The sequence below is a fragment of the Streptomyces sp. NPDC026672 genome (assembly GCF_040638185.1).
Lineage (GTDB): Bacteria > Actinomycetota > Actinomycetes > Streptomycetales > Streptomycetaceae > Streptomyces.
The window spans coordinates 26,032-37,498 of the sequence record NZ_JBEZXS010000042.1; the positions used below are offsets into that span (position 1 = coordinate 26,032).

At 73.1% G+C, this 11,467-nt stretch carries 7 protein-coding genes; 4 read left to right on the forward strand and 3 right to left on the reverse strand.

The genetic code is table 11. The features are described 5' to 3' along the window. Nucleotides 1-56 precede the first annotated feature (56 nt). Nucleotides 57-2,783, forward strand: a complete 2,727-nt coding sequence (locus AB0F77_RS34485; RefSeq protein WP_361955875.1) for a glycosyl hydrolase-related protein — start codon at nucleotides 57-59, stop codon at nucleotides 2,781-2,783. A gap of 57 nt (nucleotides 2,784-2,840) precedes the next feature. Continuing rightward, nucleotides 2,841-5,816: a glycoside hydrolase family 2 TIM barrel-domain containing protein gene (locus AB0F77_RS34490; RefSeq protein WP_361955877.1), complete on the forward strand. Its 2,976-nt coding sequence runs from the start codon at nucleotides 2,841-2,843 to the stop codon at nucleotides 5,814-5,816. A gap of 74 nt (nucleotides 5,817-5,890) precedes the next feature. Here the strand turns inward: AB0F77_RS34490 and gap are convergent, their stop codons facing one another. The 3 genes from gap to AB0F77_RS34505 all read right to left on the reverse strand — a co-directional run bounded on the left by gap (nucleotide 5,891) and on the right by AB0F77_RS34505 (nucleotide 9,484). Beyond that, nucleotides 5,891-6,889: a type I glyceraldehyde-3-phosphate dehydrogenase gene (gene gap, locus AB0F77_RS34495; RefSeq protein WP_361955879.1), complete on the reverse strand. Its 999-nt coding sequence runs from the start codon at nucleotides 6,887-6,889 to the stop codon at nucleotides 5,891-5,893. Nucleotides 6,890-6,997: 108 nt separating this feature from the next. Then, nucleotides 6,998-7,954 carry a helix-turn-helix domain-containing protein gene (locus AB0F77_RS34500; protein ID WP_361955881.1) on the reverse strand — a complete coding sequence of 319 codons (957 nt, stop codon included), beginning with the start codon at nucleotides 7,952-7,954 and terminating at the stop codon, nucleotides 6,998-7,000. 75 nt (nucleotides 7,955-8,029) lie between these two features. Next, on the reverse strand, nucleotides 8,030-9,484 hold the full coding sequence (locus AB0F77_RS34505; RefSeq protein ID WP_361955959.1) for a DHA2 family efflux MFS transporter permease subunit: 1,455 nt from the start codon (nucleotides 9,482-9,484) through the stop codon (nucleotides 8,030-8,032). Nucleotides 9,485-9,608: 124 nt separating this feature from the next. Here AB0F77_RS34505 and AB0F77_RS34510 point away from each other — a divergent pair, with 124 nt between their 5' ends. After that, nucleotides 9,609-10,040 carry a MarR family transcriptional regulator gene (locus AB0F77_RS34510; RefSeq protein ID WP_361955883.1) on the forward strand — a complete coding sequence of 144 codons (432 nt, stop codon included), beginning with the start codon at nucleotides 9,609-9,611 and terminating at the stop codon, nucleotides 10,038-10,040. A gap of 441 nt (nucleotides 10,041-10,481) precedes the next feature. Then, nucleotides 10,482-11,321 (forward strand): MHYT domain-containing protein, encoded by an 840-nt coding sequence (locus tag AB0F77_RS34515; protein WP_361955885.1) that lies wholly within the window; start codon nucleotides 10,482-10,484, stop codon nucleotides 11,319-11,321. The last annotated feature ends 146 nt before the right edge of the window (nucleotides 11,322-11,467 follow it).

Here is an 11,467-nt window from a genome sequence, read left to right on the forward strand (position 1 = left end):
CGCTCCCCCCTTCGTCGCCCCCACAGCTCCCGCCTGCACAGAAGGTCCCTCCCGCCATGCAGAGATCCGCCGTCTTCGTGCCCCATTTCCACTGGGACCGGGAATGGTACGAGCCGTTCCAGGTGTTCCGGCACCGGCTCGTCACCGCCCTGGACACCGTGCTGGAGACGGCCGAGGCGAACCCGGACTTCCGGTTCACCGTCGACGGCCAGATGGCCGCGGTGGAGGACTACCTGGAGATGCGCCCCGAGAACCGCGACCGGGTCACGGCGCTCGTCCGTGAGGGCCGGCTCGCGATCGGACCGTGGCTGATCCTGCTCGACGAGTTCCTGTGCTCCGGCGAGACCATCGTGCGCAACCTCCAGATGGGCTGGGCCGCCGCGGCCGATCTGGGCGGCTCCATGCCCATCGGCTACCTCCCCGACATGTTCGGCCACGTCGCGCAGATGCCGCAGATCCTGGCGCGGGCGGGCATCGAGCACGCCGCACTGTGGCGCGGGGTGCCCGGCACGGTCGACGGACACGCCTTCCGCTGGCACGCCCCCGACGGCTCCGAGGTGCGCACGGAGTTCCTCTTCGACGGCTACGACAACGGCCTCGACGTCCTGCTGGTGCCCGACCAGATCCGCCGCGCGCTCGGCGAGTACGCGGAGATGACGGCCGAGCGCTGGGGCGGCGACCCCGTGCTGGCGATGGCGGGCACCGACCACAACGCGCCGGACCCGCAGCTCGCGGCCTGGCTGCGGCGTGCCTCCGGCGAGGAGCGGCCCATCACCATCGCGACGCTCGACGAGTACATCCGCGTCCACGTGCGCGACGAGGTGTCCACCGTCGTCACCGGTGAACTGCGCAGCCACGTGCGCGGCAACATCCTCCCGGGCGTGCTGTCCGTGCGGCTCGGGCTCAAGCAGCGGATGGCCGTCGCCGAGCGCACCGTCGACCACGCCGAGCGGATGAACGCCCTGTGGTCGCGGCGCGACGACTCGCCGTTCCTCACCCTCGCCTGGCACAAGATCATCGAGTCGACGGCCCACGACTCGGTGGTCGGCTCGGGCACCGACGAGACCTGCGACCAGGTCGAGGCCCGCCTCGCCGAGGCCGCGCAGACCGCCCGCGCGGTGCGGGACACGGCGCTGGCCGAGCCCGCGGCGCGGGTGCCGAGCGACGGCCATCTGGTCGCCAACCCGCTGCCGTTCGCCCGTACCTCGCTGGTCGAGGTGGACGTCCTGGCCGCGCCCGAGGGCACCTCGCTGGTCGCGTCCGGCGCCGACGGCACGGCCCGGCCGGTGCAGCTGGTCTCCCAGGCCCCGACCGTGCTCAGCGACGAGCGCATGGACGCCTCGCAGCTGGAGCGCGTCCTGCGCCGCATCCACCGCCGCGAGCTGTTCGGCCGGCTCATCGACCACTACGAGCTCACGCCGGGCTCCCTCGTCTTCCACCTCGCGGAGGTGCCGACCAGCGGGCCGTTCGACCTGCTGATCCTGCGCCGCGAGGTCGCCGCGGCGGCCGCCGCGCACCCCGGCGAGTGGCGGGTGCTGACCCTGGAGGAGGCGCGGGCCACCGCGCTGGTGCCGGTGGAGGTCCCCGCGTCCGGCCTGGCGAGCTTCCGGGTGACGCCCGCCGCCGAGCCGGCCGCCACCGCCTCGCCCGCCCCGGCGACGGCCACGCCGCGCTCGCTCGGCAACGGGCTGGTCCTGGCAGAGGTCGCCGCGGACGGCACCCTCGACGTGACCGGCGCCGACGGCACGGTGCTGCGCGGGGTCGGACGGCTCGTCGACGGCGGTGACCGCGGCGACAGCTACAACTACGCTCCCCCGGCCCGGGACGTCCTGGTGTCGGAGCCCGAGGAGATCGCCGTCGAGCTCCTGGAGAGCGGGCCGCTGCGCTCGCGGCTGCGGGTCACCCGCGTCTACGCATGGCCCGCCGCGCTCTCGTCCGACCGTGACGTGCGCGCCACCGAGACCGTGCCGACGCCGGTGGAGACGCTGGTGGAGGTGCGTGCGGGCGAGCCGTTCGTACGGATCTCGACGTCGTTCCTGAACCGGTCCGCCGACCACCGGCTGCGCTTCCACGTGCCGCTGCCCGAGCCGGTGTCCCGGTCCGCGTCCGCGGGGCAGTTCGCCGTCACCGAGCGCGGGCTGACCGCCGAGGGCGGCTGGGGCGAGTTCCCGCTGCCGACGTTCCCGGCGAGCCAGTTCGTGTCGGCCGGCGCCGCCACCGTACTGCTCGACCACTCCGGCGAGTACGAACTCGTCGACGACGGCGCGGAGCTGGCCGTCACCCTGCTGCGGGCCATCGGCTCGATCAGCGTCAACATCCACCCCCTGCGCGACGAGCCCGCCGCGAGCGAGATCCCCGCGCCCGGCGCCCAGGACCTCGGCATGCGGATCGAGAACCGCTTCGCCGTGCTGCCCTCGGCCACCGGCTGGCAGGACGCGCGCGCGGTCGCCCTCGCCGAGGAGTTCCGCAACGACGTCCTCGTCACCCGCGGGACCGCGCCCACCGGCGGCCGACTGCCCCAGGACACCGCGGGACTCGCGGTCGACGGCGAGGACGTGTTCGTCTCCGGCATGCGCCGGGTCGCCGACGAGGAGCGGGGCGCCGGCATCGAGGTGCGGCTCACCGCGATGAGCGACACGGGCACCACGGTCCGGGTGACCGGCGCGTTCACCGAGGCCACCACGGTCGACCTGCTCGGCCGGCCGCTCGCCGCGGAGCCGGTCGCGGACGGGCTCGAACTCGCCCTCGGCCCCTGGGAGATCCGCACGGTCGTGGTCCGGTAGGGAGCACAACAGGCGTGCGTGTCCCCCCACTTGCTACCAAGAAAGAGTTGTGACCTCTTGCCCTCCGAGCTTTCCGCGTATGTTTCGGACACGACACCCGGGCGCGGCGCGCTGCGCCCGGCCCGCTCGTGGCTGCACTCCGACGCCCCGTCACGCTCGCTGAACGGGTCCTGGCGCTTCCGGCTGTCCCCCACCGCCTCCGTCGCGGACGACTTCGCGGCCGAGGACTTCGACGACACCGGCTGGGACAGCATGCCGGTGCCCGCGCACTGGGTGCTCCAGGGCGACGGGGCCCACGGCCGGCCCATCTACACGAACGTGCAGTTCCCGTTCCCCATCGACCCGCCGCACGTCCCGGACGAGAACCCGACCGGCGACTACCGGCGGCACGTCGAGATACCCGCCGACTGGTCGGACGCCGAGCGGGTGGTGCTGCGGTTCGACGGTGTCGAGTCGCTGTTCCGGGTGTGGGTGAACGGCGTCGAGGCCGGCAGCGCGAGCGGCAGCCGGCTGGCCCACGAGTTCGACGTGACGGAGGCGGTGCGGCCGGGTGACAACGTAGTCGCCGTGCGGGTGCACCAGTGGTCGGCGGCCAGTTACGTCGAGGACCAGGACCAGTGGTGGCTGCCGGGCATCTTCCGTGACGTCACCCTGATCGCCCGCCCCTCCGGTGGCGTCGAGGACGTCTGGCTGCGCACCGCGTTCACCGACGGGCGGGGCCGGATCGATCCCGAGGTCGTGGCCGGCGCGGGCGCCTTCCCCCTCACCCTGCGCGTCCCCGAACTCGGCGTCGAGCGCGTGTGGGACGGCGCCGACGACGTGACGTCCGTGGACGTGGGGGCCGTCGAGCCCTGGTCGGCGGAGCGGCCCCGGCTGTACGAGGCCACGGTCTCGTCGGCGGCGGAGACCGTCACCCTGCGGCTCGGCTTCCGCACGGTCGAGATCCGCGGGGACCAGTTCCTGGTGAACGGCGGCCGGGTCGTCTTCCACGGGGTCAACCGCCATGAGACGCACCCCGAGCGCGGCCGGGTCTTCGACGAGGCGCACGCCCGCGAGGACCTGGCGCGGATGAAGCGGTTCAACGTGAACGCGATCCGCACCAGCCACTATCCGCCGCACCCCCGACTCCTCGACCTGGCCGACGAGTTGGGCTTCTGGGTCGTCCTGGAGTGCGACCTGGAGACCCACGGCTTCGACAAGGTCGGCTGGGTCGGCAACCCCAGCGACGACCCGGCCTGGCGCGCGGCCTACCTCGACCGCGTCCAGCGGACCGTGGAACGGGACAAGAACCATCCGAGCATCGTCATCTGGTCGCTGGGCAACGAGGCCGGCACCGGCGGCAACCTCGCCGCGATGTCGGCGTGGGTGCACGCCCGGGACACCGGCCGTCCCGTGCACTACGAGGGCGACCACACCGGCGAGTACACCGACGTCTACTCGCGGATGTACGCGTCGGTGCCGGAGACCGAGCGGATCGGCAGCGACACCGCGCAGTCGACGCTGTTCGACTGCACGCCCGCGCAGAGCGCCCGGCAGCGCGGCAAGCCGTTCCTGCTGTGCGAGTACGCCCACGCGATGGGCAACGGGCCCGGCGGACTCGACGAGTACGAGGCGCTGGTGCACGAACACCCGCGGCTGCACGGCGGATTCGTGTGGGAGTGGCGCGACCACGGCATCCTGACCACGGCCGCCGACGGCACCCCGTACTACGCGTACGGCGGGGACTTCGGCGAGGTCGTGCACGACGGCAACTTCGTGATGGACGGCATGCTGCTGAGCGACGACGTCCCGACCCCGAGCCTGCACGAGTTCAAGGCCGTGGTGCAGCCGGTGCGTTTCGCCTTCGACGGCGACAAGGTTGTGTTCACCAATCTGCGGCACTCGGCGGACACCTCGGACCTGCGCTTCCTGTGGCGGGTCGAGCACGACGGAACGCCCGTGGACTCCGGGGAACTCGAGGTCCCGGTGGTCACGGCGGGCGACTCCGGACGGGTCCCGCTGCCCGAGGTGGCGGTGGCGTCCGACGGGGAGACCTGGCTGACCGTCGACGCGGTGCTGGCGCACGACACCGCGTGGGCGCGGGCGGGCCACGTGGTCGCGACGGCCCAGCTCGACCGCTCGGGCCACCGTCCCGTGCCCGCCGTGCGGCACCGCACCGGATGGCGGCGGGACGAGGGCACGCTGACGCTGGGCCCCGCCGAGTTCACGGCGGGCGGTCTCGTACGGCTGGCGGGGCGGCCGGTGTCGGGTCCGCGCCTCGAGCTGTTCCGGGCGCCGACCGACAACGACGAGGGCGCCTCGGACGAGGTGGAGGAGAGCGACGCCAGTGTCGCCGGGGTCTCCAACGCCGAACTGTGGCGCCTGGACGGCCTCGACCGGCTGACCACGCGCCGGATGTCGGTGGAGCGGGACGGGAACGCCCTGCGCACGATCGACAAGGTGTCCGCGGCCAACTCCGCGCTCTGGGTGACGGTGGAGTCCGTCTGGTCGCTGGAGGGCGACGACCTGGAACTGCGGGTGGAGATCGAGCCGTCGAGCGGCTGGCGCACGGTGTGGCCCCGCATCGGCGTCGGGTTCGAACTCCCGGACGGGGACGCCCCGGTGGACGGCGCCGACTGGTTCGGCCTCGGCCCCTTCGAGTCGTACCCGGACAGTCTGCGCGCGGCGCGCACCGGCCGGTTCTCCGCCACGGTCGACGAGCTGTCGGTCGACTACGCGCGCCCCCAGGAGACCGGACACCGCTCCCGGGTGCGGCGGTTGACGCTGACGAGCGCCGGCGCCGAGGTGCTGCGGCTCGTGGCGCTGCCCGACACGCAGGGGCGCCGTCCCGGCTTCTCGCTGAGCCGGCACACCCCGCAGCAGCTCGCCCGGGCGACGCACCCGCACGAGCTGCCCCCCTCCACGACGAGCCGGCTGATCGTGGACGCGGCGCAGCACGGTCTCGGTTCGCGGGCCTGCGGGCCCGACGTACGGCCCGAGTTCGCGCTGCGGCCGCAGGCGCGCACGCTGCGGCTGCGCATCACGGCGGGCTGACCGCCCCCGTGGGTACGAGAGAGGCGGCGGGCCCGGAGACCGGGTCCGCCGCCTCTTCGCCGTGTGCCGCGGGCTCAGCCCGCCGCGAGCAGTTCCAGGCTGTCGACGACGCGGTTGGAGAAGCCCCACTCGTTGTCGTACCAGGCGACCACCTTGACGTGGCGGCCGTCGACGCGGGTGAGGGCCGAGTCGAAGATCGACGACGCGGGGTTGCCCGTGATGTCGGACGACACCAGCTCGTCATCGGAGTACTCCAGGACCCCGGCCAGCGGGCCCTCGGCCGCCGTCCGGTAGGCCGCCAGCACGTCCTCGCGGGACACCTCGCGGGACACGGTCGTGTTCAGCTCCACGATCGAGCCCACCGGGACCGGCACCCGGATGGAGTCGCCCGAGAGCCGGCCGTCCAGGTTCGGCAGCACCAGACCGATCGCCTTCGCCGCGCCCGTCGTGGTCGGCACGATGTTGACGCCCGCCGCACGCGCCCGGCGGGCGTCGCGGTGGGGACCGTCCTGGAGGTTCTGCTCCTGGGTGTAGGCGTGCACGGTGGTCATGAACCCGTGCTCGATCCCGGCGAGGTCGTCGAGCACCTTCGCCAGCGGCGCCAGCGCGTTCGTGGTGCAGGAGGCGTTGGAGACGATCGTGTGCGCCTGCGGGTCGTAGGCGTCGGTGTTGACGCCGTAGGCGAGGGTCACGTCCGCGCCGTCCGAGGGGGCGCCGACCAGGACCTTCCTGGCACCGGCGTCGAGGTGGGCGCGGGCGGCCTTGGCGGCGGTGAAGCGGCCGGTGGCCTCCAGCACGATGTCGACGCCCAGGTCGGCCCAGGGCAGCTGGGCGGGGTCCCGCTCGGCGAGCACGGTGATGCGGCGGCCGTCCACGACGAGCGCGTCCCCGTCGACGGTGACCGGGCGGCCGAGCCGGCCCGCCGTGCTGTCGAAGGCCAGCAGCCGGGCGAGGGCCGCGGGCTCGGTGAGGTCGTTGACGGCCACGATCTCCAGGGCGCTGTCGCGTTCCAGCAGTGCGCGCAGCACGTTGCGTCCGATGCGGCCGAATCCGTTGATGGCGATGCGAGTCATGAATGGTGTCCCTTCCGGTCACCACCAGCCTCCCGCGCGGCGGGGGCGGGTGGCCGGGGCGGGAGCGCCATGGTTCGCAAGGATCACGCCAGGGGGCCGCGGGGCAGGTCACTCGCCCCGGGCGAAGGTGCGCCGGTACTCGCTCGGGGTGGTGCCGAGGACGCGCTGGAAGTGCAGGCGCAGATTGGCGCCGGTGCCCAGGCCCACGTCGCCCGCGATCTGCTCGACGCTCCGCTCGGACCGTTCGAGCAGTTCCCGGGCCGTGTCGACGCGGGCGCGCATCACCCACTGCATGGGGGTGTACCCGGTGTCCTCGACGAAGCGCCGCGAGAAGGTGCGCGGCGAGACGGCGGCGTGCCGGGCGAGCACGTCGAGGGTGAGGGGCCGGTCGAGCCGGTGCAGGGCCCACTCGCGGGTGGCGGCGAAGCGTTCGCCGAGCGGTTCGGGCAGGCTGCGCGGCACGTACTGGGCCTGGCCGCCGCTGCGGTAGGGGGCGGCGACGAGGCGGCGCGCGGCGTGGTTGGCGACGGACACGCCGAGGTCGCCGCGCAGGACGTGCAGGCACAGGTCGATGCCGGAGGCGGCGCCTGCCGAGGTGAGGACGCTGCCCTCGTCGACGAAGAGCACGTTCTCGTCGACCTTGACAAGTGGGTGCTTGGCCGCGAGGGCGCGCGAGTAGTGCCAGTGGGTCGTGGCGCGCCGGCCGTCGAGCAGGCCGGTGGCGGCGAGCGCGAAGGCGCCGGTGGAGATGGCGGCGAGCCGGGCGCCCCGGTCGTGGGCGGCGAGCAGCGCGTCCACGACCTCGGGCGGCGGGTCGTCGCGGTCCGGGAAGCGGTAGCCGGGCAGGAAGACGATGTCGGCCCAGCGCAGCGCGTCCAGGCCGTGGGCGACGTGGTACGACAGACCGTCGCCGCCGGTCACGAGTCCGGGGGCGGCGCCGCAGACCCGTACCTCGTACGGCATGCTCGCGCGGGTCGTGAAGACCTGCGCGGGGATGCCGACGTCGAGGGGTTTGGCGCCTTCCAGGACGAGGACGGCGACGCGGCGCAGACGGGGGGCGAACACGCCGACCAGGGTAGACGGAGGGCGGGGCGCACCACGGCGGCGTCGCCGTGGTGCGGGTGCGGCGGTCGGTGCGGTTCAGGGACGGGCCTCGGTGCGCGGCCGGCCGGGGGCCGAGCCCGCCGCGGTGGTGCTGCCGCGGGCCGCCGCGCGGGCGGGGCCGTCGGGGAGGGTGAAGGCGAACACGGCGGTGGCCGCGGCGAGGGCGGCGAGGGCCAGGTACGCGTGCTGGTAGGCGCCGATCGGCGGGTTCCCGGAGGCGGCGGCGGGGGTGCCGAGGACCAGGACGGTGGTGACGACCGCCGGGGCGAGCGCGCCGCCGGTCTGGCGGACGACGGTGTTGAGGGTGGACGCCTGTGCGAGGTCGTGCCGGGGCACCCGGGCCACGGAGGCCACGGTGGTCGGCATGAACACCCCGCCCATGGCGACCCCGAGCAGGAACATGTAGGCGCGGAAGGTCCACAGGCCGGTGTCCGCGTCGCAGGTGGAGAACAGCAGCAGCACCCCGCAGACGCCGGTCAGGCCGCAGCCGATGATGACCCGGGGCCCGACCCTGACGTAGAGGACACCGGCGACCTGGACGGTCAGCAGCACGCCGAACGCCTCGGGGAAGGTGCTGGTGCCCGACTCCAGGGCGGTGCGGCCCTGTCCCTCCTGGAGGAAGAGCGGGCCGAGGTACATCGCGCCCAGGATGGGGACGAGGCCGACCAGGTTGATGAGGTTGGTGTCGCGGAACAGCCGCTCGGTGAACAGCCGGAGTTTCAGGAGGGGTGCGGTGGTGCGCAGTTCGTGGACGACGGCGGCGGCCAGCAGGACCGCGCCGAGCGACAGGGAGGTGATCACCGCGGTGGAGGCCCAGCCGCGGTTGGGGCCCTCGCTGACGCCGAACATCAGGGCGGCGAGGGCGCCCGCGCTCAGCAGCAGCCCCGGCAGGTCGAAGCGGCCGGGCCGCCGGCCGCGGTGCTCGGTGAGGAACAGCAGCCCGAAGAGCATGGCGGGGACGCCGATCGGCAGGTTGACGTAGAACACCCAGCGCCAGGAGAGGTGGTCCACCAGCAGTCCGCCCAGGATGGGCGCGGCGGCGGGGGCCATCTGCTGCGGGACGATCATGTAGCGGGAGATGCGCACCTGGTCCGAGGAGTCGAAGGTGCTGAACAGCAGGGCGGCCGATGCGGGGAAGAGCACACCGGCGGACAGCCCTTGCAGGGCGCGGAAGGCGACGAGCTGGGCGAGGTCGGCGGCGGCCCCGCACAGCAGGGAGGAGCCGAGGAAGCCGCCCAGGGCGGCGAGCAGGACGCGTTTGGCGCCGAGGCGTTCCACGAGCCAGGCGGAGGCGGGGATCGCCATGGCCAGGCAGACCGGGTAGACGACGACCACGCCGTCCAACGCGGCGGTGGTCAGCCGGAACTGGCGGGCGATCGAGGGAAGCGCGACGGTGGTGATGGCGCCGTCGACGATCGCGATGAACGTGACGGAGACGCAGACGACCGGGACCGCGAGGCGCTGGCTGAGTCGGAGGGGGAAAGACGGCAGGATGGGGCGGCGTCGGGACAACGGCACATACTGAGCATACTCACTATGTGCATGCTCAGGGAATCGAATACCGGCCCGGTCCCCTGACAAGCGTGCACACCGAGCGGAAGCGGGGGAAGGGCGCATGGCGGTGCACGGAAGCAGTGACGTCCTGGTCGACGAGCTGTACGAGACGACGTTCCGGCTGCGGCAGTTCGTCGAGGCACGGCTGCGCGCCAACGGGGCGTCGGTGGCGCGGCTGCGGGCGATGCGGGTGCTGGCCCGGTCGGAACAGCCGCTGCGGATGCGGGACCTGAGCGAGCTGACGGGGGTCGCGGCGCGGACCACGACCAGCATCGTGGACGGGCTGGAGCGCGACGGACTGGTGGAGCGGGTACGGCATCCGCAGGACCGCCGTGCGTTCCTGCTCCGCCTCACGGACGAGGGGCTGCGCCGCCACCGGGACGCGGAGCGGGTGGACAGGGTGGCGCTGGCGGAGGCGACGGCGAAACTCACCGCCGAGGACCGGGCTCAACTCCGTTCGCTGCTCGCCCTGGTGCGCGAGGGGACGGTATGACGGGTCCGGCGGCGGGGAAATGCGTCCCGCCGCCGCCTTTCACTTCATTCACCTGGCCCTTTTCCGCTGAATGATCAATTCCGCCGACCGCCGGAACGATTCCCCCGACTCGCGGACTCCGTCGCGTGATTGCCCTGTGTCGAACGGTGACTACGTCCACTTGCGCATATCGATGAGTACCTAGTGACAAGGGCGGACGACCCTCTCTAGTCTGGCGCACCCGAGGGCCTCCCCCCAAAGGCCCAGAACCGTCGCAGGCGCCCGGCGAACTCGGCATGCCTGCGTCCGAGTACGGCCCGAAGACCGGCACCCGAACCCGAATTCAGGCCGATGTCGTGCCGCCGCGCCCAAGATCCCGTCGGCGGCCACCTGTTCACAGGGCGCATACACCGACAAGAGGCCCGCCGACCCGATGCGGCACGGCGGCATGAAGGACTTTGTGTGAACGGCACCATTACCCAGTTCCACTACGGCATGATCACCCCGGTGCTCGCCTATCTGATGGCCTGCCTGGGGGCGGCGCTCGGATTGCGCTGCACCACACGCTCGCTCAGAAGGAACAGACAGGCGAGAAAAGCGGCCTGGCTCGCCCTGGGGGCCGTCTGCATAGGATCCGGAATCTGGACGATGCACTTCATCGCCATGATCGGATTCAGCATCGAGGGCACCACGGTCGGTTATCACACGCCGACGACGCTGCTCAGCCTGCTCGTCGCCGTGGTGGTCGTCGCGATCGGCGTGTTCACCGTCGGCTACCGCGGCGCCTCCCCGGTCACCCTCGCGACGGCCGGTGTCATCACCGGCGTGGGCGTCGCCGCCATGCACTACCTGGGCATCGCCAGCATGGAGATCCCGGGCCGGATGCACTTCTCCGCCGGGACGGTGGCCCTGTCCGTGGTCATCGCCGTCGTCGCGGCGACCGCCGCCCTGTGGGCGGCCGTCTCGCTGCACACCCTGTGGTCCGCCGTCGGCGCCAGCGCCGTCATGGGGCTCGCGGTGACCGGCATGCACTACACCGGCATGTCCGCCATGAGCGTCCACCTCCACCAGAACGCGGTGGCGGCCGAGGGGTCCTCGCTCCAACTGCTCACGTTCCTGCTGCCGATGATCGCCGGCCCGGTCGGTGTGCTCCTGCTCGCCGCCGTCATCGTCATGTTCGACCCCGACATGCTCATCGGCGACGAGGCGTCGCTCAGCGCCGCCCCGGCGCACCACGCCGCACCGGTCACCGCCGACACCGCGGCGGACCGGCCGTGGGGAGCCTCCTCGCCCCGTCCCTGAGACGTGCGGGGCGCCGACTCCCGCGCCGCCGACCGAGGCCCCGTGCCCGACGGGACGTCCCGGCTCCCCGCCCGGACGTCCCGTCGGGCGCGACCCCGCGTTCGTATACGACCGCGAGCCTCCCGCCACGGGCGGGGCGGTGTCCT

What these genes read in the sequence shown, in the direction of transcription:
- gap (WP_361955879.1), bottom strand. Translation starts at nt 6,889, where the DNA reads ATGACTCGCATCGCCATCAACGGATTCGGCCGCATCGGACGCAACGTG.
- AB0F77_RS34510 (WP_361955883.1), top strand. Translation starts at nt 9,609, where the DNA reads ATGGCGGTGCACGGAAGCAGTGACGTCCTGGTCGACGAGCTGTACGAG.
- AB0F77_RS34485 (WP_361955875.1), top strand. Translation starts at nt 57, where the DNA reads ATGCAGAGATCCGCCGTCTTCGTGCCCCATTTCCACTGGGACCGGGAA.